The organism is Streptomyces sp. AM25 (assembly GCF_058146165.1).
The window spans coordinates 52,730-73,979 of sequence record NZ_JBKIWN010000041.1 but is presented as its reverse complement, the minus strand read 5'-3'; the positions used below and the strand labels follow the sequence as shown (position 1 = coordinate 73,979).

Here is a 21,250-nt window from a genome sequence, read left to right as displayed (position 1 = left end):
TCATCAGGAACGGGACTTAACACCCTCTGAGAAGTGAGCGAAGCTCCTACCAACCGGCCTGCTACCGCTTCGAACCGCCGTTAGTGCAAGGCCATAGCCTCAACTTGCCCAAACCAGGGGGTAGTCGATCTGTTGAGACGTATCATCACCCTATGGTCACGTCTCCCACGGGCGAGAACGATCCGTATCTCGAAGCTACTCAGGCGCTGCCACGCGATCAAAGAAACACAGGCCCTGAGACACGTGCTCGGTTTGAGTACCAAGATGAGTGCGTAGCGCTGACACTGCTGGAATACTTCGGCGCCGACCTGCGGGGTGTCCTGGTCGAGTACTCCACGGATGTGATCCTCCTGCCTCGAGAAGGTCCACCCGAACTTGTCTCGATTAAGCATCGCGAGCCGCACCATAAGGGTGATCCAACCTGGACATGGTCTGCTTTGGACAAGGACCGCGTCTTGATTGACCTCTACTCAGCGTGGAAGGCCGCAGGGAAGACATGTACCGTTGCTTTTCATAGTAACGCAGGTTTTGGTGGACCAGCTAATGCACTCCGGCAGGCAAAGATATCTCAAGATGTCTCGGCCAGAAATGCAGCGGTGGAGCAGCTGCAGAAGCGCCTGAAAATATCTCTTGCGGAGGCAGAGGAGTTCATTGAGCACCTCAACTTTCCCGCACATCCACTCCCTCGGCGAAATGAGATAACCGACGTCGGAGTGAGGAGGACTGCAGATTTCCTCAAGTCTCTAGGGAGATCGCCGATCCACGCGGAATCCTGTTATGAGGTTTTGATCGGGAGGATTGCTGAAGCCAGTACAGATAGACCTAAATCACGCCAGGGGAGCCCTGCAAACATTGCTGCAACCATTCGCGCATGTGCGCAGCTTGAATCACTAAACAGTCAGCGGAGAAGGTATCTATCTGCTGAAGAATTGCGGCGCCTGCTGCTGCAGAATGCTGATAAGAATGAAGCACGTACGATCCCGACCTCCCGGCATCCAGGATGGGACCCCGATCCACTATTCGTTGGCCGGACCGCGCATCTTGACGAGCTGGAGTGTCGGTTGGCGCCAGGTAGCCCCGACCCTGTTTCGCCTGTCGTGATATCTGGAATGGCGGGTGCTGGTAAGACTAGCCTGGCCGGTCAATTTGCCGCCCTACACTCGGAAGTCTTCAGGGTCGAAGTGATCGATGGGACCACCCGAGCCGGTCTTCTGCTCGGCCTGGAAGAGCTCACTGGGCAGAAAGTGATTGCGGGCAGTGCTCCTGGCAGAACCGTCGCCTTGCCAGAAAGTTCGGCAACATTGCTCATTATCGATGGAGTTACGGAACCGTCGATCGTGCGCAACCTGCTACCGCGTCAATCATTGTGCCGCGTTCTGATCACCACAACAGCCAGTCATATCGACGAATCTCACCATCACGTCCATTTGTCATCATGGTCTCCCGAGGAAGCGTACTGTTTTATAGCGAAGGTGTTGCCGAACATGCCGGCCGCCCACATGGTCGAATTGGCCGACCATCTCGGGAATCATCCTCTGGCTATAAATCAAGCCGTAAATTATTGTTTGACGGTTGGGATAACAATCCCGCAGTACTTGGATCGATTCCGCAAGGCCTCTACACAAATGCTTGATCGTGGTGAAGCTGGCCGCCATCCAGTTACTGTGGCAAGTGCGATCCAGTTGGCTATAACAGAAGCAGGTAGTCGGAACCCATTCTCTCGCTGCCTACTCACTCTTCTCGCTCATGTTGGCGCTGAGCCACTACGGCTGGATATCTTTGGCGAGGAGCCCATGCGCCCATTTGTTATAGGGCCTGTGATGGTGAGTAAGCAGGAACGTCGCTTCATACGCAAGCGTACCCGCGTTGAGCCCTCCTGGGTCGGGTATTCCCGAGATGATAAGGGCTGGAACGCGCGCATAGCTCTCTATGATGAGATGCAGCGAGACGATGCAGTAGCATGCCTGTCTGCATTCTCTTTGGTAAGTGTTGAGCGCGGCACCATACGGGTTCATCCATTGATTAGATTGATCGCAGCCGGAGCCTCACAGGAATCAGAAACGTGGATTGAAACAGCCTTCGGTCTTTTCGCCTCACAGCTCATTGGGAGAGGGCCAGAGTCTCCCGAGCTGCTCGATCCGCATATCGGGCACGCCATCAGAATCGTCGATGAGGCATTCCAAGCCGACATGCATGGTCCCGCCGTCATGGCTGTTGCCAAAAGCTTGGTGGATCGCCTGTGCGCCTTGGGTGATGAAGAGAATGCCGTGCGCATGGGTGATCAAGTTCTTCGAATCACAGAAGGTCTGTTTCATCAAGGCATAGCCCCTCTCAGTCTCCTTTTCGCGGCGCGAGAATCTTTGGGGCAGGTTTATATTCAATCGGGTGACGCCGATAGAGCGTTGCATCTTATTCAAGGTAATGTCGAGTTGACTGAGCGGTATGCCGACCGGGATTCCGTCGATAGGGCCTACTTGGCTTTGGGAAACGCCGCCGTCAAATTGGGGCGTAGGGATCTTGCAGATAGCGCGATTTGCAAGCTTCCGGATCTTTCTGCGTTGAATGATTTGGGTGAGGAGCGCCTCATTGGAGGTCTCCTTGCTGCTCACGTCAGAGTGCGCTTGTTGGAACTAACTAACCGACTAGATGAAGCTGAAGAGATCAATACGTGGTGCATTTCTCGTGCGGATGCTTTGGCTGATGCCGTTCCTGCGGACCTAGTTATGGGCATCCATTCTGATACCGCAATGCTGGCTCGTTTGCGAGGCTCCGCTGAATGGCAAAGCGAGTATCTTGACAGAGTGTCGGAGGCTCAAGCGGCGGGTGGCTATCGGCGTGATCGATTCTATTTCGATGTGCAGCTGGGTGCGGCTGACACGGCTATCGAGAGGGGTGATTTGGGCCGTGCCACCCAAATCCTGGAGAGCTTGGATACGTTGCTGTCGTCGCAGTTTGGTGTGCGGAGTTCGATGTATGCATCGCTACTGGCAATCAGGGGTAGGTGTCGCTTGCATCAGGCAGCTGTGGGGGAAATCCCCATCAAGGAGTCCAAGGCTGACCTGTTGGCTGCAATTGAAGTCCTGCGAACGACAAACGGTCCTGAAAGAGGACAGCTTGCATCTGCCCTCGTCAATCTCTCTTCAGCCTACTCTCTGGAAGGCCGCGGGCAGGAAGCTGTTTCTGTCGCAAGAGAGGCTTACGAGGAAGATATGCGCAGGTTTGGACCCGATCACCCTGAAACTCAATTCGATTTGCAGATGTTGAATGCAGTTGCCATGCAATTCAATCTAACAGATGAGATTTTCCTCGGTGGCGAATCAAAGGGTGATTAATTTCTGTGAATGGCTTATTCTGGGGCTCGAGAAGTGAAAATGCGGGTCCGGTGGAGCCGTGCTGCCTGCTGCGTCGTCCAGGCCCTCCTCGCCTGTGAGAGTGCAGACTGAAAGAGATGCAGTGGCCGACCGGTCGCCTGTTGGAGTGAACCTCGTCCATCGGTCCATAGCGCCCGTGGCGTCGACCGGCTCCAGGCCAGCTCGTCGCTGGCCTCGGGCACCCCGCATGCGGTTGGCCTATCCGTCAGGCCGCTGTCCGTGGGGCTATTAGGCCCCGGTCCAACTTCCTTCTGGATAGCCTGCTTTGGCTGGAGGGGGTGGTGGCGGTGCAGCCGCGCCTTGATTCAAGACGTGCCGAAGGAAGGTTGGTATGGGGGAGAGGCTGAGGCTTGCCGACGTCGAGCACGTGCCGACGGACGAGCTTGTACCGCTGATCACCGACAGCTTCGACAACCTCGTCGCAGTGGCCATTGCGGAAGCTACCAACGGCTACATCCCGCAACGCACCCGTCGCCTGTTGCGCAAGGCAGAATGGCGGCTGGACTGGCAGGACGCCCTGCTCTGCGCCTGCGGAGAACTCCAGGTCGCGGTCGAACGGATGCGCTACACCGGTGACCCTCGTCTGGAACCCACCGAGCACCGGCTGCGCCGTGTCCGCAACCGCGCACACGAGGCCGGTACGCTGGCCAAGAAGTTACGCAGCAACGACTTCAACAACAGTGCGGAACGTAAGAACGGAACGAATTCCCACCTCACCGCTCTGGGCTGGTTACGGAATGCGTTCCCGGGTGAGTACGCGGAGCTTCTTCAGCAGGAGCGCGTCCGCCGGAATGTCGGCAACGAAGCCGAGCGACCCTCGTTCCGCAACGTGCACGAGCAGATCAAGTATGCCTATGAGCAAGGCCAGATCGCCGCGCCGCGCACTCCGGAAGCCGAGGCGCTGCTCGGTGCCGATGACGCTGCCGTACGGCTTGCTGCTGCCGACGATGCCAAGGACCAAGAAGAACGCAACATGGCGCTGCGTCATCCCCTGATGCTGGGACGGTGGGAGAACGCTCTGAGAGAACTTGGGGAGAGGACCGCAGAGCGAGCGCGCGTGGAAACTCCTCATGGGTTGGGAACTCTCCCGGACGGCTTCTACGCCCTCCCCATGGAGGAAGCCATGGCGGTGCTCAACGCCCGTCGATTCCTCGCGGCCATCCAGCAGCGGCGTCTTGAGTACAAGCGGTACGTCCGTCAGATCGCCCAGGCGCTGCGCGAGCGGGAACGTGAAAGCCCCCACGCCCTAGCTTCGGCCGAAGCTAGGGCCGCAGCCAGCCAGCTTCTTGTGGAGGGGTACCCATCCGAGTACGCCTACATCCGCGCCGTGCTGCGGCCCCACGAAGCGCGTGATGGCTTTCTGCCCAGCTCGCTCGTCACCAGCCCTCAGCGCGCCGAGATCAAACGTCGTGTCCTGGCGGCCTTGGCGGACGGGGCGTGGAAGCAGTCGGAAGCGTATGGAGCGGGGTGACCCCGACGCAGGCGCCACAGCCGTGCCATTACCTCCGCAGGGGACGGCGCCTGGGGCAGTAGGAGGCACTCTGCGACTGCACAGTTGAAGGCGCGGACGGAACCGGTCCGCAGTGAAGGCATTTGGTCTGACTTGGTCAGACTCCCTGCCGAAAACGCAAGCTGGGCATATCCAGCGGCGGGCTCGCCGCAGGATGACGTCGTGAGCTTGTACGACGACGGAGTTGTCCAAGCGAGGAGGGGAGTCATGGCCAAACTGACCGAGGAGCAGCGCCAGCAGCGCGCCGCCGCCCGTGCCCGACAGAAGGCTCTTGCCGCTGAGCAAGAAGACCAGCGGGACAATGAGCGACGCGAGAGGTGGGCACGGGAAGGGATGCGCCTGACCTGGGAAGAGGTCATGGCCGGCGAACCCTGTAGGGGCTGTGGAGAGCCGATGCACGACAGCCTTGGCGATTGGCCTCCGTTGATGAAGCTGTCAGAGGAAGAGCGGCGGGAGTACGACGCCGCTGAAGCGCGCTTCAAAGAGAAGCATCCGAACTGCGCAAGTTCGCGCTGGAGCTACAGTGAGTCTCGGGTCACCCACTGCTCCAACTGCTGCCCGCCGCCTCCATTGAGTCCCTATACGCTCAGAAAACTCGCGGACTTCTGCGCCACCTTGCCCTCGAAGGAGGAGCGCAAGAAGGACCTCGACACCTGGGATCTGACGCTGACGTGCGACCACGTTGCCCAGCACATCCAGCACCGTGAGAACGATCACGTGTCAGCTCGCGTCGTCGACTGCCCGGAGTGCGGCGAGCGTCGCGGTGTCGTGCAGAGCGTCCGCGTGGGACCGGCGTACAGCGACGAGGCAGTCCAGGCTGAACGTGCGGCGGTGGATCGAGAACGCATAGCGGGGGAGTTGGCTGCAGCACAAGAGAAGCTCCGGCGCGAAGAGCGAAAGGCGGAGGTGACGCGGCGCCGCATTGAGGAGATGCAGCAGCAGCTCAAGCCCGACTCCTGACCTCGTGCGAAGGGCGGGATTGCGTGAGCGATGCGTGAGCGGACGGGACAGCATCCGTTGGATTGAGCATTACGCCGCTGAGGTCGACAAGTCTCTGACCAGGTAAAACTGGATCGAGCGTGATCACGTATCACGACCCGTCACGATCTTGCCAGCCCTCGTAATGCGTAGGTCTCGGTTTTACGAGCAGCATGGGGGCGGTCGCTCGGCGCCGTTCCGGTCGATCGAGCCCCGCGACCTGCTTGCCTCCTGGAAGGGGCGTCAGAACGAGCTGGTGAACCGCCATGCGGATGCTGGCCGACCGCCGCGCTCAGCCGGCACTCCGCTCCGCGCTGTCGTCTCCGCCCCGCGTCGGCCGGACGATGCGCAGAACCTGCGGTGCGGGGGCCGCGCCCGTGCGGGCCCCGGCGCAGGAGCGGGTCAGCGTGCATCCCCCGCAACCGGTTGTCGGGCAGCCGCCGTTGACCGCCTCACGGGTCAGTACGCCGCGCGCGATCCAGTAGTCGACCATCGAGGCGGCCTCGTCCGGCGCGACCCCCGCCCGGGCCGCGATCTCCTCCAGACGCAGACCGCCCTGCGCCTGGAGGATCTGCTGCAGGACGTGCCGCAGCGGGCTGACCGGCCGGCTCACCACCACAGGCTCCCGATGCGGAAGACCGCGACCGCCAGCAGCCAGGCGACGGCCAGTTGCAGCCCGGTGGCGAGGAGCGTCATGCGTGCTCCGATCTCCTGCCACTGCGTGGCGATCGTGGTCATGCACGGCGTGTAGGCCAGCACGAACACCAGGAAGGCCAGCACCGCGGGCAACGGATGCCCGCCCGACGCCCGGTCGAAGGTGGTGCGCAGCTCCGTGCTCAACTCCCTTTGGCGGCCTGCATCGTCGGTGCCGTAGGTCTGCGCGAGTGTGGACACCACCGCCTCCTTCGCCACGAACCCCGTGCCCAGCGCGGCCGCCGCGTGCCAGTCGCCGAACCCGGCGGGTGCGAAGGCGGGCGCCACGGCCCGCGAGGCGGCGCCGAGGACGCTGTGTTCGACCGGGGCGGTACCGAATCCCGTGCCGGACGCGGCACCCAGCGGGACGGCGGAGCACAGCCACACCGCCGTGACGGCCGCGACGACGACTCCGCCCGCGGTCCGCAGGAAGGCGGCGAGCCGTTGCCAGGTCTGGGCGCCCACGACGCGCACGGCCGGCAGGCGGTAGGGCGGCAGTTCCAGGACGAGGGCCTCGCCGCGCAGTTCGCGGAAGAGCGTGCGCCGCAGCAGCATGCCGACCCCGATGACGAGCAGCACGGAGAGGACGTACATCGCGAACACCACGGTGCCCGCCGCGCCGCCGAAGAAGATGCTCGCCAGGAGGACGTAGACGGTCAGGCGGGCGCTGCAGGACACGTACGGGATGAGCATGCCGACGAGCATGCGCTGCCGCCGGTCCCCGAGGACGCGGACCGCGGAGAGGGCGGGCACGTTGCAGCCGAAGCCCACGATGATCGGCAGGAAGGCCCGTCCCGGCAGGCCCAGGCGCCGCATCAGCCGGTCGACGACGAAGGCCGCCCGGGCCATGTACCCGGAATCCTCCAGGACGGCCATCAGGACGAACATGACGACCATCAGCGGTACGAAGGACAGGAGTTGGCCGACGCCCGCGACGAGCCCGTCGACGACCAGCCCGGACAGCCAGGCGGGGGCGTGCACCGTGTCGAGCACCGCTGTGGCACCCCCGGCCACCGGCCCGTCGAAGAGTGCGGCCAGGCCGTCCTGCAGCGGCTTGGCGACGGTCGTGGTGGCCGTGAAGACCAGCCACATGACGGCCAGGAAGAGCGGACCGCCGAACCGGCCGGAGGCCAGGATCCGGTCGACCCGGTCGGAGGCGGTCGGCCGGAACGCGTCGCGCCGGGTCCGCACTTGGGCGAGCACCCGGTGCGCCCAGGCGTAGCGCGCCTCGGCCCGCGCGATGCCGGCCTCCCCGTCGTCGTCACTGTCGGGGCCCACCGGTATGTCCACCGGGCCCTGCGGCCGGGCCCCGCCGTCGGCGAGCGCGCGGTCCACGGTGTCGCCGAGCTCGGCCAACCCCCGCCGCCGGCGCGGGAGGACCGGTACGACGGGCACGCCGAGCAGCGCGGCCAGCGCCCCGGCGTCGACCTCGGTTCCCCGCGCCCCCGCCACGTCGGTCATGGTGAGCGCGACGGCACAGGGCACGCCCGTCCCGAGCACCTCGGCGATCAGGCAGAGGCTGCCCGCGAGGTTCGCGGCGTCGGCGGTGACGACGACCAGATCGGGGCGGTCCGCCCCGTCCGGGCCGAGCAGCAGGCTCCGGGTGAGGGCCTCGTCGGGCGAGCGCGGGAGGAGGCCGCGGGTGCCGGGGAGGTCGAGCAGCTCGACCTCGGCGCCCCCTGCCGGCCGCCACGTGCTCCGGGCCACGTGCACCGTCGTGCCCGGCCAGTTGCCGACGCGCCCACGCGCACCGGTCAGCGCGTTGAAGAGGGTGGACTTGCCGACATTGGGGGCGCCGACGAGCGCGACGACCGGGGCGGTGCCGTTGCGCCGACGGTCGGGGCCGCGGTCGGCCGCGGCACAAGCCCTAGACATGGGAGTCCAGGCAGGCGGTCACCCGTATCCCGCGCGCGGTGTCCGCGTCGACGGCGTACCGGGCGTCCCCGAGGGCCACCACCAGACCGCCCGCCGCGCCCCGCCCGACGACCCCGATCTCGTGGCCCGGCAGGAAGCCCAGTCCGGAGAGTCTGAGGCGGTCGGGCCCGGGCAGGCAGAGCCGGGTCACCCGTACGCGCACTCCCGGTGCGCAGTCGTGCAGTGTCATGCGTACCTCCGCGTCGATCACGGAAAAGGTAAGGCTTGCCTTGGCGTGAAAGCGTGCGGAATTTCCGGATGCCGGTGATTCGGTCCAGATCGAGGACTTTCGGTCCTGGGCGGGTGGTCCGGGTGGCCCCGGGGGAGGGGCCGACGGGCGGAACCGGCGATCCCGGAGGTCGGCCGTCCGGCCGGGCGAAGGGGTCCGGTCAGCCCTGTGTGTCCCGGTGTGTTCTCACTGATCCTGATTGCGAGGTTTATTGCACATCCGATGAGAGGGACGCCATGCGCGCTCCACAGCACCCGACCGACGACGTACGACCCCGCGACGCGGGCCGGTCCTCCCCGGCCGCCCGCCCGGGAGCGATGCTGGCGCTCGCCACGGTCGGGTTCGCCGTCAACTTCTGGGCGTGGGCGCTGCTCAGCCCGCTCGGCCCGCGGTTCAAGGACGTTCTGGAGCTGAGCTCGTTCGAGCAGTCCCTGCTGGTCGCCGTGCCGGTGGTGGTGGGGTCGCTGGGACGCATCCCGGTGGGGGCGCTCACCGACCGGTTCGGCGGGCGCGTGATGTTCCCCCTGGTGTCGGCCGCCACTGTCGTCCCCGTGCTGTACCTGGGGCTCTGGGGCCATTCCTCGCTGTGGGGCCTGCTGGTCGGAGGGTTCTTCCTGGGCATCGGCGGCACGTCGTTCGCGGTGGGCGTGCCCTTCGTCGGCGCCTGGTTCCCGCCCGAGCGGCGCGGACTGGCGATCGGCCTCTTCGGCGCGGGCATGGGCGGCACGGCGATCAGCGCGCTGACCACGGTCCGGCTGGTCGACGCGCACGGCACGGCGTACCCCTTCCTGATCACCGCCGGTGTGCTGGTCGCGTACGCCGTCCTGTCCTTCGCTCTGCTCAGGGACGCCCCCGGCCGGGCGGTGCCCACCGAGCCGCTGGCGCGGCGGCTGGCCGCCACCGGCCGGCTCGGCGTCACCTGGCAGGCCTCCGCCCTGTACGCCGTGACCTTCGGCGGCTACGTGGCCTTCTCCGTCTACCTGCCCACCTACCTCAAGACCGGCTACGGCCTCGCCCAGGCCGACGCGGCCAACCGGATGGCGGGATTCGTGCTGCTCGCCGTCGCGATGCGGCCCGTGGGCGGCTGGCTGTCGGACCGGATCGGGCCGGCCCGGGTCCTGGCCGTGTCGCTGGCGGTCGTCACCGCCGGGGCGGCCGTCCAGGCCGCCGCACCGCCCCTGATGCCGGCCGGCACGATCGCCTTCCTCGCGATGGCCGCCGCACTGGGCGCCGGCAGCGGAGCCACCTTCGCGCTGGTCGCCCTGCTGACACCGGCGAACCAGGTCGGCTCGGTCACGGGCGTCGTCGGCGCCGCCGGCGGCCTGGGCGGCTTCGTCCCGCCGCTGCTGATGGGAACCCTCTACGGGACCTACGGCTCCTACGCCCTGGGTCTGGCCCTCCTCTCCGTCATCGCGGCGGCCGCGCTGGCCTTCACCCTCACCAGGGTGCGCAAGGACGCGTCCCGCGCAGTGGAGGCCGGAGCGGCGGCCTCGTCCGGCTGAGCGCAGCGGCCGGGCAAACGGAGGTCCGAAGGCGCGTCGTACGTTCCCGGGACGCGAGCGCTGCGGCATGGTGACGCGTGAGGTTCGCGCGTCACCGGTCGCGAGCCGCGGACGACCAGGGCCGTGGGGCCCGGAGGAGGACGAGGCCGTGGCCGTCGAGCCGGATCGTGAACAGGCCCGTCTGGACGGCGAGTTGACCGAGGCCCTCGTGCGGGCCCGCCGGTTCCTCACCCGGGCCGACATCTCCGACGACCTGCGCACCGTCCACCGGACCGGCGGGCGCCGGGCGGACGACTTCTACCGGGACCGCTGGTCGCACGACAAGGTGGTGCGCTCCACGCACGGCGTGAACTGCACCGGCTCGTGCTCCTGGAAGGTGTACGTCAAGGACGGCATCATCACCTGGGAGTCCCAGCAGACCGACTACCCCAGTGTCGGCCCGGACCGTCCCGAGTACGAGCCCCGGGGCTGCCCCCGCGGCGCCGCCTTCTCCTGGTACACCTACTCGCCGACCCGCGTCCGCTACCCCTATGTCCGCGGCGTCCTGCTGCAGATGTACCGGGAGGCGAAGGCCCGGCTGGGCGATCCGGTGCTGGCGTGGGCGGACATCGTCTCCGACCCGGAGCGTTCCCGCCGCTACAAGGCGGCGCGCGGCCGCGGCGGCCTGGTCCGGGCGGGCTGGGACGAGGCGGTGGAGATGGCGGCCGCGGCCCATGTGCACACCATCAAGGAGTACGGGCCGGACCGGCTGGCCGGGTTCTCGCCGATCCCGGCGATGTCGATGGTCTCGCACGCCGCCGGGGCCCGGTTCTACTCGTTGCTGGGCGGGGTGATGCTCTCGTTCTACGACTGGTACGCCGACCTGCCCGTCGCCTCCCCGCAGGTCTTCGGTGACCAGACGGACGTCCCCGAGTCCGGCGACTGGTGGGACGCCGGGTACCTGATCATGTGGGGCTCCAACCTGCCGGTGACCCGCACCCCGGACGCGCACTGGATGGCCGAGGCCCGCTACCGCGGTCAGAAGGTCGTCGCCGTCTCGCCGGACTACGCCGACAACGTCAAGTTCGCCGACGAGTGGCTGGCCGCCCGCCCCGGCACCGACGGCGCGCTCGCGATGGCCATGGGACACGTCGTCCTCAAGGAGTTCTTCGCCGACCGGCAATGCGCCTACTTCGACGGCTACGTCAAGCGGTACACGGATCTGCCGTTCCTCGTCGTGCTGGAGGAGAGCGGCCAAGGGGCGTACGTCCCGGGCAAGTTCCTCACCGCTGAGGATCTCGGCGGTGAGGCAGCCGGTGCGGAGCACGCCGCCTTCCGCACTGTGCTGCTGGACTCCGCCACGGGCGAGCCCGTGGTCCCCAACGGCACCCTGGGCGACCGGTTCGGCGCGTCCGGCGCGGGGCGCTGGAACCTCGACCTCGGCGGCGTCGACCCCCTGCTGTCGGCGGCCGGGGGAGCGGAGGACGCGGTGCCGGTGCGGCTGCCGCGCTTCAACGCCACCGACGGGGCGGCCGCCGGCCTGCTGCGCGGCGTCCCCGTGCGCCGCGTCGACGGCCGACTGGTGACCACCGTGTTCGACCTGCTCCTGGCCCAGTACGGCGTGGCCCGGGACGGCCTGCCCGGCGTGTGGCCCACCGGCTACGACGACCCCGAGCAGCCGTACACCCCGGCCTGGCAGGAGGCGGTCACCGGCGTGCCCGCCGCCACGGCCGCCCGTATCGCCCGGGAGTTCGCCGCCAACGCCGAGGAGTCCCAGGGGCGTTCGATGATCGTCATGGGGGCGGGGACGAACCACTGGTTCCACTCCGACACCATCTACCGCGCGTTCCTCACCCTGACGACCCTCACCGGCTGCCAGGGCGTCAACGGCGGGGGCTGGGCGCACTACGTCGGCCAGGAGAAGGTCCGTCCGATCACCGGGTACTCCATGCTGGCCACGGCGTCCGACTGGAACCGGCCCGCCCGGCAGATGATCCAGACCGCCTACTGGTACCTGCACACCGACCAGTTCCGCTACGACCACTTCGGCGCCGACACCCTCGCCGCGGCCGGCACCGGTGGCGCCTTCGCCGGCCTGTCCACCGCCGACGTGATCGCCGCGTCCGCCCGCATGGGCTGGATGCCCTCCTATCCGACCTTCGACCGCAATCCCCTCGACCTCGCCGACGAGGCCACCGCGGCCGGGCGCAGCCCCGCCGACCACGTCGTCGCCGAACTCACCTCGGGGCGGCTGCGGTTCGCGGGCGAGGATCCCGACGATCCGCGCAACTTCCCCCGCGTCCTGACCGTGTGGCGCGCCAACCTCCTGGGCTCCTCGGCCAAGGGCAACGAGTACTTCCTCAAGCACCTCCTGGGCGCCGACTCCGCCGTCCGCGCCACCGAGACCCCGCCGCACGCCCGCCCCCGGGACGTGGTCTGGCGGGAGGCGGCCCCCACCGGCAAACTCGACCTGCTGCTCACCCTGGACTTCCGGATGACCAGCACCACCCTCCACTCGGACATCGTGCTCCCCGCCGCCACCTGGTACGAGAAGCACGACCTGAGCACCACGGACATGCACCCCTTCGTCCACTCCTTCAACCCCGCCATCGCCCCGCCCTGGCAGACCCGCACCGACTGGGACGCCTTCCACACCCTCGCCCGCACCTTCAGCCGCCTCGCCGCCGGCCACCTGGGCACCCGGCAGGACCTGATCGCCGCACCCCTGACGCACGACACCCCCGACGCGCTCGCCACCCCGCACGGCCGCGTCCGCGACTGGAAGGCCGGGCAGTGCGAGCCGGTGCCCGGCCGCACCATGCCGAAACTGCTGGTCGTCGAGCGCGACTACGCCGCCGTCGCCGAGAAGATGGCCGCCCTCGGTCCGCTGCCGGACACCCAGGGACTGACGACCAAGGGCATCACCTACCGGGTGGAGCCCGAACTCGACCACCTGCGCCACAAGAACGGCACCGTGCGCGGCGGAATCGCCGACGGGCGCCCGTCCCTCGCCCGCGACGTGGACGCCTGCGAAGCGATCCTGACCCTGTCCGGCACCACCAACGGCCGCCTGGCCACCCAGGGTTTCCACACTCTGGAGGCCCGCACCGGCACCCGGCTGGCCGACCTCGCCGCCGAACACGAGGGCAAGCGGATCGCGTTCGCCGACACCCAGGCCGCCCCCGTCCCCGTCATCACCTCGCCCGAGTGGTCCGGTTCCGAAACCGGCGGGCGCCGCTACGCGCCCTTCACCGTCAACGTCGAACGCCTCAAACCCTGGCACACCCTCACCGGACGCCAGCACTTCTACCTCGACCACGACTGGATCGCGGAGCTCGGTGAGCAACTGCCCGTCTACCGGCCCCCGCTGAACATGCACGCCCTCTTCGGCGAACCGGAGATCGGCGACAACGGCGAACGAGGCCTCACCGTGCGCTACCTGACCCCGCACAACAAGTGGTCCATCCACTCCGAGTACCAGGACAACCTCTTCATGCTCTCCCTCTCCCGGGGCGGCCCGACCATCTGGATGAGCGCGCAGGACGCCGCGAAGACCGGCATCCGCGACAACGACTGGATCGAGGCGGTCAACCGCAACGGCGTCGTCGTCGCCCGCGCCGTCGTCTCGCACCGCATGCCCGAGGGAACCGTCTACATGCACCACGCCCAGGACCGCCTCATCGATGTCCCCCGCACCGAGACCACCGGCCGCCGCGGCGGCATCCACAACTCCCTGACCCGGCTGCTGATCAAACCCACCCACCTCATCGGCGGCTACGCCCAGCTCTCCTACGCCTTCAACTACCTGGGACCGACCGGCAACCAGCGCGACGAGGTCACCGTGATCCGCCGCCGCTCGCAGGAGGTGCAGTACTGATGCCCCGTGGCGGAGCCACTATCGGACGCGTGATGGCGCAGATGGCGATGGTGATGAACCTCGACAAGTGCATCGGCTGTCACACCTGTTCGGTCACCTGCAAGCAGGCGTGGACCAACCGCACCGGCGTGGAGTACGTGTGGTTCAACAACGTCGAGACCCGGCCCGGCCAGGGCTACCCCCGCCGCTACGAGGACCAGCAGACCTGGCGCGGCGGATGGGAGCTGAACCGGAGGAACCGGCTCGTCCTCAAGGGCGGCGGACGCCTGAGCAAGCTGGTCAGGATCTTCTCCAACCCCAAACTGCCCACCCTCGACGACTACTACGAACCCTGGACCTACGACTACGCGACCCTGACCGACGCCCCGCTGCAGGAGCACACGCCCGTCGCCCGGCCCAAGTCGCTGATCTCCGGCAAGGACACCAAGATCTCCTGGTCGGCCAACTGGGACGACGACCTGGGCGGTTCGGTCGACCACGGCGACAAGGACGTCCTGCTGACGAACCTCTCGGAGAAGATCCGCTTCGAGTTCGAGCAGACCTTCATGTTCTACCTGCCCCGCATCTGCGAACACTGCCTCAACCCGTCCTGCGCCGCCTCCTGCCCGTCCGGCGCCATCTACAAGCGCGAGGAGGACGGCATCGTCCTGGTCGACCAGGACCGCTGCCGCGGCTGGCGCATGTGCGTGACGGGCTGCCCGTACAAGAAGGTCTACTTCAACCACCGCACCGGCAAGGCCGAGAAGTGCACCTTCTGCTTCCCCCGCGTCGAAGTGGGCCTGCCCACCGTGTGCTCGGAGACGTGCGTCGGCCGGCTGCGGTACATCGGGCTCGTCCTGTACGACGCCGACCGGGTCCTCGCCGCCGCCTCCACCCCCGACGACACCGATCTGTACGAGGCCCAGCGCTCGGTCCTCCTCGACCCCGCCGACCCGCAGGTCGTCCGGGAGGCCGAACGCGCCGGCATCCCGCGCGACTGGATCGACGCCGCACAGCGCTCCCCGGTCCACGCACTGATCAACACGTACAAGGTGGCCCTGCCGCTGCACCCGGAATACCGCACCCTGCCCATGGTCTGGTACATCCCGCCGCTCTCCCCGGTGGCCGACGCCCTGCGCGAGACCGGCCACGACGCCGAGGACCGCGGCAACCTCTTCGCCGCCGTCGACGCCCTGCGCATTCCCGTCGACTACCTCGCCCGACTCTTCGCGGCCGGAGACCCTGTACCGGTCAGGACGGTACTCGGGCGGCTGGCCGCCATGCGCGCGTACATGAGGGACATCAACCTCGGCAGAGAACCCGACGAGACCATCCCGCAGGCCGTCGGCATGACCGGCGAACAGCTCTACGACATGTACCGGCTGCTGGCCCTGGCCAAATACGACGAGCGGTACGTGATCCCGCCCGCGCACGCGGAACAGGCCCACGCGCTGGAGGAGTCGGTCACCGAGTGCGCCCTGGACTACGAGGGCGGCCCCGGCATGGGCGGCTCCGGACCGTTCGGGGAATCCTCCGGCGGACCGGCACCGGTCGCCGTCGAGAACTACCGGGCACTGCACGAGCGGCAGACCTCCGACGCCCCCACCACACCCGCCGGCCGGACGGGCCGCGTCAACCTGCTCAACTGGGACGGCAAGGGCCGGCCCGCCGGTCTCTTCCCGCCCTCCGCCGAGGACGACGGCGAGAGCGGACCCCGGCCGTGACCCCGCCCGACGCCTGGATGCCGCGCGCCTGGCAGACCCAGTCCCTGCTGCTGGCCTACCCCGACGACCACTTCCGCCGCCGCCACCTGCCCCTGGCCCGCCGGGCAGCCGCCACCCTGCCGGACCGCGCCGCCGCACCCCTGCTGGCCTTCGCCGAGCATCTCGACGCCCGGACGCCGGAGGACGCCGCCGCCGACTACGTCGCCACCTTCGACCACCGCAAACGCTGCTGCCTGTACCTGACCTACTACGCCCACGGCGACACCCGCAGACGCGGCCTCGCCCTCCTGCGCCTCAAACGCACCTACGCCGCCGCGGGATGGCGCCTGACGGACGAGGAACTGCCCGACCACCTCGCCGTCGTCCTGGAGTTCGCCGCCGCGGTCGGCCCCCGCGACGGCGGGCGCCTGCTCCGCGACCACCGCGCCGGCATCGAACTCCTGCGCCTGGCCCTGCGCGAGACCCGCTCGCCCTGGACCCCCGTGCTCGACTCCGTCCGCGCCACGCTGCCCCCGCTCACCGGCGACGAACACACCGCCGTCGCCCGCCTCGCCGCCGAAGGCCCCCCGGAGGAACAGGTGGGCCTGGCCCCCTACGCACTCGAACCCACAAGAGGCCTCTGATGCACCACGGACCGACCGCCTGGCAGACGCTCCTGTGGGTCGTCCTGCCCTACCTCGTCCTCGTGGTCTTCGTCCTCGGCCACATCTGGCGCTACCGCTACGACAAGTTCGGCTGGACCACCCGCTCCTCCCAGCTGTACGAGAACCGCCTGCTGCGCATCGGCAGCCCCGTCTTCCACTTCGGCATCCTGCTCGTCCTGGCCGGCCACATCGGCGGCCTCATCGTCCCCAAGAGCTGGACCGAGGCCGCCGGCATCGGCGAACACACCTACCATGTGACGGCCGTTGCACTCGGCACAGCTGCAGGGGTGTGCACCCTGGGCGGCCTGGCCGTCCTCGTCTACCGCCGCCGCACCGTCGGCCCGGTCTTCTCCGCCACCACACGCAACGACAAGGCCATGTACCTCTCGCTCACCACGACGATCCTGCTCGGTCTGTCGGCCACCGTCGTCGCCAACCTGGTGGGGGAGGGCTACGACTACCGGAGCACCATCTCGCCCTGGTTCCGCTCCCTGTTCGTGCTGCACCCCGATCCCCGGCTGATGAGCGGGGCGCCGGTCCTCTTCCAACTGCACGCGGTCAGCGCCCTGTTGCTGTTCGCCTTCTGGCCCTTCACCCGGCTCGTCCACATGCTGACGGCACCCGTGGGCTACCTGTGGCGCCCCTACATCGTCTACCGCAGCCGTGAGCCCGGGCAACTGGGCACCCGGGCTCCGCGGCGCGGATGGGAACGCGCCGGATGACGCCCGGCGGTCAGCGGCCGCGCTTCGCCAGGCCGAGACCGTCACTGCGGTGCGCCCACAGCGTGGCCCCCGGATCCACGTAGGGCAGCCCGCCCGTCGTCTGCGTGCGGTCGTGCCCGCACCGCAGGCTGACGCCCGCGTCCGCGGCACTGGTGAACGCACCCTGGAGACTCACGGTGGCCACGTACGTCCCCGTGCCGGCGCTGCCCGCGCCGGGGTCGCCGACCATCGCGGTCGCCCCGCCGACGATCGTGTCGCCCACGTACAGACTGCACCGGGTGTAGTCGCTGGGTGCCCAGCTCACCAGTGAGGCGTTGGCGGACAGCACCCACGAGCCGGCGGGCAGCGACTCGTAGACCACCGCCGTCGGGACCCCGCCCGTGGCGCTGAGCTGCACCGCGGACGAGCTCTGTCTGACGACGTCCTGCGAGGTCGCGAGTTCCGGTGCGGTCACCGCGGGTCTTGCGGCACCTGCCGATGCCGAGCCCGTCAACAGGACGGTGCTCGCCAGGAGCCCGCCGGCGCCCAGCGCCATCATCAACCGGGACGGTAACCGGGACGATTTCTTCATCTTCCTGGCCTCCTTCGGGTGGAGCGGGTGAATCCTCGCGGGGCACAGGATGCTGTCCGGGGCGACGGCCGGACAGGCGGAGTCCGGCCAACCCCGGGGCGTCCCCCGAATGGCACGGCCCGGCTGGCCGGTTGGTCGGGGTGCTCTTTGACTGGGGGCGGTTCCCTCTGCCGACCGAAGGGAAGCAGGCGCCGTCATGCCGGAGTTCATACCGTTGTCGCGGTCGAGTCTGAGTACGGACGCGGCGCGCAATCTCGTCCATACGACCAAGTCCGTGCCGCAGATGCAGAGCATCTCCTCGCGCTGGCTGCTGAGGATCCTGCCCTGGGTACAGGTGTCGGGGGGTATCTACCGGGTGAACCGGCGCCTGACCTGCACGATCGGGGACGGGCGGGTGGAATTCGACACGAGCGGTTCCCGAATACAGGTCGTCCCGCAGGAGTTGCGGGAGATACCGGTCCTGCGGGACTTCACCGACGGCGAGGTGCTCACCGCGCTGTCCGGCGCCTTCGAGCAGCGCGAGGCGGCCGCCGGAGAGGTGATCGCCCGCGCGGGACAGCAGCGGGAGCAGGTGTTCCTGGTCGCGCACGGCAAGGTGGACAGGACCGGGACCGGCGACTACGACACCTCCGTCTCCCACGGCATGCTCACCGACGGCGACTACTTCGGGGAACAGAGCCTGGCGGACGGGGAACCCTGGGAGTTCACGTTCACGGCGGCGACCCCCTGCACCCTGCTGGTGCTCGAACGCGGCGCCTTCGAGCGGATCGCCGACCGCGCCCCGCACCTGCGCACGCACATCGAGGAGTTCGCCGCCCGCCCGCGGCCCCGGACGAACCGGCGCGGGGAGGCGGACATCGGGATCGCCTCCGGACACAGCGGCGAGTCCCCGGTGCCCAGCACGTTCGTCGACTACGACACGAGCCCCAGGGAGTACCCGCTCCAGGTCGCCCAGAGCGTGCTGCGCATCCACACCCGGGTCGCCGATCTGTACAACGGGCCGATGGACCAGACCGAGCAGCAGCTGCGGCTGACGGTCGAGGCCCTGCGCGAGCGTCAGGAACACGAGATGATCAACCATCCCGAGTTCGGGCTCCTGCCCAACGCCGACCGCACGCAGCGCATCTCCACCCGGACCGGTCCTCCCACCCCCGACGACATGGACGAACTGCTGTCCATGCGGCGCCAGACGAAGTTCTTCCTCGCCCACCGGCGCACCATCGCCGCCTTCGCCCGCGAGTGCACCCGGGCGGGCATCACCGAACCGGGCACCGAGTTCAACGGCCACCACGTCTTCGCCTGGCGCGGGGTGCCGTTCCTGCCCTGCAACAAGATCCCGATCTCCGGGCATCTCACCAGCTCGGTCATCGCCCTGCGCACGGGGGAGGACAACGGCGGCGTGATCGGCCTGCACCAGACGGGGATCCCGGACGAGTACGAGCCCGGCCTGTCGGTGCGCTTCATGGGCATCGACGACAAGGCCGTCATCTCCTATCTGGCCAGCGCCTATTACTCGGTGGCCGTGCTGCTGCCCAGCGCGCTGGGCGTCCTGGAGAACGCCGAGGTCGGCCACTACGACGGCGGGGACACGACGTGAGCCCGCTGGGCGGGCCCAGCGGGCTCGGCACCTCGGCCGCGCGCCTGCTGGCGCCGCGCCCACCGGCCACGGGCCCGGACGACGAGACCGTCGCGGCGCTTCGTCTCGACTGCCCTGCGCCACGGCGCGTCGATCCGCCGACCGCCGCCAGGATCACCGAGCGCCTCGTGGAATGGGCCGACCGCATCGGCCTGTACCACGGGCGGCTCGAACGGGTACGTGCCGCGGACTTCGGCAGCCTCGCCACCCTGTGCTACCCCGGCACCGACGATCCGGAGCGGCTCATGGTGCCGGCCCGCTGCGCCCTGGCCATCTGGGCCGCGGACGACCACTATTGCGACGACCCCACCCTGGGAGCCGATCCCGGCATCGCCCCTTCCCGCCTGGCGACCGCCGCCGCCGTCCTGGGGAAGATCCGCCTCCCGGCCTGCTACGAAGCCGAGTTCGACGACGCCACCCGGGCCGACCCCGCCCTGACCGCCCTCCGGGACGCCGTCACCGACCTGGCACGCCTCGCCACCCCCGTGCAGCTCGACCGCACCCGCATGAGTCTCTACAACCTGCTCACGGCCCTCGCCCAGGAGTCCTCCTGGCGCGCCACCCACTACCGGCCGCGGGTGTGGGAGTACCTGGTCAACCGGCAGGCCAACAGCTTCCTGCCCTGCATGACGGCCATCGACGCGATCGGCGGCTACCACCTGCCCTCCCGGCTGTGGTCGGACCCGCAGGTGTACGACACCGTCGGCCTCGCCGGCCTGGCCAGCTGCGTGGCCAACGACATCTACTCCGCCGACGTCGAAAGCCACAGCGCGGGCGAGGACTTCAACCTCCCGCGGGCCATCGCCGAGGAACGCCACTGCTCGCACCGGGAAGCACTGCTCCTGAGCGCCGGCCTGCACAACGACCTCATGCGCCGTGTCCGCGAGCAGTCCTGCGCCCTGGCCCACCGCGACAGCCCCGAACTGCGCCGGTTCCTCGACGGCGTACTCGACTGGTGCGCAGGCAGCCTCGCCTGGCACCGCTCCAGCCCGCGCTACCGCCCCGCAACGCTCACCGACCCGACTGCCCACGACAAGGACGGACCATGACCACCACGCCCGACCAGACCACCCCGGTCCTGCGCACCGACTACCAGAAGGCCGTCGCCGAGTACTGGGACACCCACCAGAACGACGGCGTCAACCTGCTGCTCGGCCGTGTCGACGAGCTGTACCACCACCACTACGGCATCGGCCCCTACGACCCCGGCGTCCTCGACGGCGCCCCGCAGGACCGGGAGCAGCAGATCGTCCGCGAGCTCCACCGCTTGGAGAGCGCCCAGGCCGACCTGCTCCTGGACCACCTCGGACCCCTCCCGGCGGACGCCCGTGTCGTGGACGCCGGTTCGGGCCGCGGCGGCACCGCGTTCATGGCGCACCGGCGCCGGGGCTGCTCCGTCGACGGCGTGACCATATCCGAGTACCAGGCGGACTTCGCCAACCGGCAGGCCGTGGAACGGGGCGTCGCCGACCGCGTGCGGTTCCACTTCCGCAACATGCTCGACACCGGCTTCGAGACCGGCTCGCGGCAGGCGCTGTGGACCGACGAGTCCACCATGTACGTCGACCTGGACGAGGCGTTCACCGAATTCGCCCGCGTCCTCGCCCCCGGAGGCCGCTACGTCTGCATCACCGGCTGCTCCAACGACGTCACCGGCGGCCGCTCCCGGGCCGTCAGCAGCATCGACAGCCACTACACCTGCAACATCCATCCCCGGAGCGCCTACTTCACCGCCCTCGCGGCCCACGGACTCGTCCCGATCACCGTGACCGACCTGACGGCGCAGACCATCCCCTACTGGGAACTGCGTTCGCGGTCCTCCCTGGCCACCGGCATCGAGCAGGAATTCCTGACCGCCTACCGGGAGGGCAGTTTCCACTACCTCCTCATCGTCGCCGACCGCATCTGACCCCGGCCTGCG

General features: G+C 68.3%; 15 protein-coding genes. 11 read left to right on the top strand and 4 right to left on the bottom strand.

The features are described 5' to 3' along the window. Nucleotides 1-152 precede the first annotated feature (152 nt). The 3 genes from ACLHRZ_RS33380 (at nucleotide 153) to ACLHRZ_RS33370 (ending at nucleotide 5,841) form a co-directional block, all read left to right on the top strand. Nucleotides 153-3,332: a hypothetical protein gene (locus ACLHRZ_RS33380; protein WP_490422356.1), complete on the top strand. Its 3,180-nt coding sequence runs from the start codon at nucleotides 153-155 to the stop codon at nucleotides 3,330-3,332. A 370-nt stretch (nucleotides 3,333-3,702) separates the two neighbouring features. Then, nucleotides 3,703-4,842 (top strand): hypothetical protein, encoded by a 1,140-nt coding sequence (locus tag ACLHRZ_RS33375; RefSeq protein WP_490422355.1) that lies wholly within the window; start codon nucleotides 3,703-3,705, stop codon nucleotides 4,840-4,842. Nucleotides 4,843-5,088: 246 nt separating this feature from the next. After that, nucleotides 5,089-5,841: a hypothetical protein gene (locus tag ACLHRZ_RS33370; protein WP_490422354.1), complete on the top strand. Its 753-nt coding sequence runs from the start codon at nucleotides 5,089-5,091 to the stop codon at nucleotides 5,839-5,841. Between the two features lie 310 nt (nucleotides 5,842-6,151). Here the strand turns inward: ACLHRZ_RS33370 and ACLHRZ_RS33365 are convergent, their stop codons facing one another. From ACLHRZ_RS33365 to ACLHRZ_RS33355, 3 genes are read right to left on the bottom strand one after another with little or no spacing between them, the layout of a single operon-like run. Beyond that, on the bottom strand, nucleotides 6,152-6,472 hold the full coding sequence (locus ACLHRZ_RS33365) for a FeoC-like transcriptional regulator (protein WP_490422353.1): 321 nt from the start codon (nucleotides 6,470-6,472) through the stop codon (nucleotides 6,152-6,154). Next, entirely contained in the window at nucleotides 6,469-8,427 is a 1,959-nt protein-coding gene (gene feoB / locus ACLHRZ_RS33360; RefSeq protein ID WP_490422352.1) for a ferrous iron transport protein B, read from the bottom strand. The genes ACLHRZ_RS33365 and feoB overlap by 4 nt, the downstream gene beginning before the upstream one ends. After that, a complete protein-coding gene (locus tag ACLHRZ_RS33355; protein WP_490422351.1) occupies nucleotides 8,420-8,656 on the bottom strand; it encodes a FeoA family protein in 237 nt (78 codons plus the stop codon). The genes feoB and ACLHRZ_RS33355 overlap by 8 nt, the downstream gene beginning before the upstream one ends. Before the next feature lie 356 nt (nucleotides 8,657-9,012). Between ACLHRZ_RS33355 and ACLHRZ_RS33350 the strand changes: the two genes are divergently transcribed. The 5 genes from ACLHRZ_RS33350 (at nucleotide 9,013) to narI (ending at nucleotide 17,122) form a co-directional block, all read left to right on the top strand. Further along, nucleotides 9,013-10,197 (top strand): MFS transporter, encoded by a 1,185-nt coding sequence (locus tag ACLHRZ_RS33350; RefSeq protein WP_490422359.1) that lies wholly within the window; start codon nucleotides 9,013-9,015, stop codon nucleotides 10,195-10,197. A 148-nt stretch (nucleotides 10,198-10,345) separates the two neighbouring features. Then, entirely contained in the window at nucleotides 10,346-14,053 is a 3,708-nt protein-coding gene (locus ACLHRZ_RS33345) for a nitrate reductase subunit alpha (RefSeq protein WP_490422350.1), read from the top strand. Nucleotides 14,054-14,085: 32 nt separating this feature from the next. After that, entirely contained in the window at nucleotides 14,086-15,756 is a 1,671-nt protein-coding gene (narH, locus tag ACLHRZ_RS33340; RefSeq protein WP_490422358.1) for a nitrate reductase subunit beta, read from the top strand. After that, nucleotides 15,753-16,379, top strand: a complete 627-nt coding sequence (gene narJ / locus ACLHRZ_RS33335; RefSeq protein ID WP_490422349.1) for a nitrate reductase molybdenum cofactor assembly chaperone — start codon at nucleotides 15,753-15,755, stop codon at nucleotides 16,377-16,379. The genes narH and narJ overlap by 4 nt, the downstream gene beginning before the upstream one ends. After that, on the top strand, nucleotides 16,379-17,122 hold the full coding sequence (narI, locus tag ACLHRZ_RS33330) for a respiratory nitrate reductase subunit gamma (protein ID WP_490422348.1): 744 nt from the start codon (nucleotides 16,379-16,381) through the stop codon (nucleotides 17,120-17,122). The genes narJ and narI overlap by 1 nt, the downstream gene beginning before the upstream one ends. 10 nt (nucleotides 17,123-17,132) lie before the next feature. Here the strand turns inward: narI and ACLHRZ_RS33325 are convergent, their stop codons facing one another. Beyond that, nucleotides 17,133-17,693 carry a hypothetical protein gene (locus ACLHRZ_RS33325; protein ID WP_490422347.1) on the bottom strand — a complete coding sequence of 187 codons (561 nt, stop codon included), beginning with the start codon at nucleotides 17,691-17,693 and terminating at the stop codon, nucleotides 17,133-17,135. A 196-nt stretch (nucleotides 17,694-17,889) separates the two neighbouring features. Between ACLHRZ_RS33325 and ACLHRZ_RS33320 the strand changes: the two genes are divergently transcribed. Genes ACLHRZ_RS33320 through ACLHRZ_RS33310 form a run of 3 tightly spaced genes read left to right on the top strand, consistent with a single transcriptional unit; the run spans nucleotide 17,890 to nucleotide 21,238 of the window. Next, on the top strand, nucleotides 17,890-19,290 hold the full coding sequence (locus ACLHRZ_RS33320) for a family 2B encapsulin nanocompartment shell protein (protein WP_490422346.1): 1,401 nt from the start codon (nucleotides 17,890-17,892) through the stop codon (nucleotides 19,288-19,290). Then, entirely contained in the window at nucleotides 19,287-20,378 is a 1,092-nt protein-coding gene (locus tag ACLHRZ_RS33315) for a terpene synthase family protein (RefSeq protein ID WP_490422345.1), read from the top strand. The genes ACLHRZ_RS33320 and ACLHRZ_RS33315 overlap by 4 nt, the downstream gene beginning before the upstream one ends. Next, nucleotides 20,375-21,238 (top strand): geranyl diphosphate 2-C-methyltransferase, encoded by an 864-nt coding sequence (locus ACLHRZ_RS33310; protein ID WP_490422344.1) that lies wholly within the window; start codon nucleotides 20,375-20,377, stop codon nucleotides 21,236-21,238. The genes ACLHRZ_RS33315 and ACLHRZ_RS33310 overlap by 4 nt, the downstream gene beginning before the upstream one ends. The last annotated feature ends 12 nt before the right edge of the window (nucleotides 21,239-21,250 follow it).

Coding starts and splice junctions, on each gene's coding strand:
- ACLHRZ_RS33380 (WP_490422356.1), top strand. CDS start 153: ATGGTCACGTCTCCCACGGGCGAGAACGATCCGTATCTCGAAGCTACT.
- ACLHRZ_RS33375 (WP_490422355.1), top strand. CDS start 3,703: ATGGGGGAGAGGCTGAGGCTTGCCGACGTCGAGCACGTGCCGACGGAC.
- ACLHRZ_RS33370 (WP_490422354.1), top strand. CDS start 5,089: ATGGCCAAACTGACCGAGGAGCAGCGCCAGCAGCGCGCCGCCGCCCGT.
- feoB (WP_490422352.1), bottom strand. CDS start 8,427: ATGTCTAGGGCTTGTGCCGCGGCCGACCGCGGCCCCGACCGTCGGCGC.
- ACLHRZ_RS33355 (WP_490422351.1), bottom strand. CDS start 8,656: ATGACACTGCACGACTGCGCACCGGGAGTGCGCGTACGGGTGACCCGG.
- ACLHRZ_RS33350 (WP_490422359.1), top strand. CDS start 9,013: ATGCTGGCGCTCGCCACGGTCGGGTTCGCCGTCAACTTCTGGGCGTGG.
- narH (WP_490422358.1), top strand. CDS start 14,086: ATGGCGCAGATGGCGATGGTGATGAACCTCGACAAGTGCATCGGCTGT.
- narI (WP_490422348.1), top strand. CDS start 16,379: ATGCACCACGGACCGACCGCCTGGCAGACGCTCCTGTGGGTCGTCCTG.
- ACLHRZ_RS33325 (WP_490422347.1), bottom strand. CDS start 17,693: ATGAAGAAATCGTCCCGGTTACCGTCCCGGTTGATGATGGCGCTGGGC.
- ACLHRZ_RS33320 (WP_490422346.1), top strand. CDS start 17,890: ATGCCGGAGTTCATACCGTTGTCGCGGTCGAGTCTGAGTACGGACGCG.
- ACLHRZ_RS33310 (WP_490422344.1), top strand. CDS start 20,375: ATGACCACCACGCCCGACCAGACCACCCCGGTCCTGCGCACCGACTAC.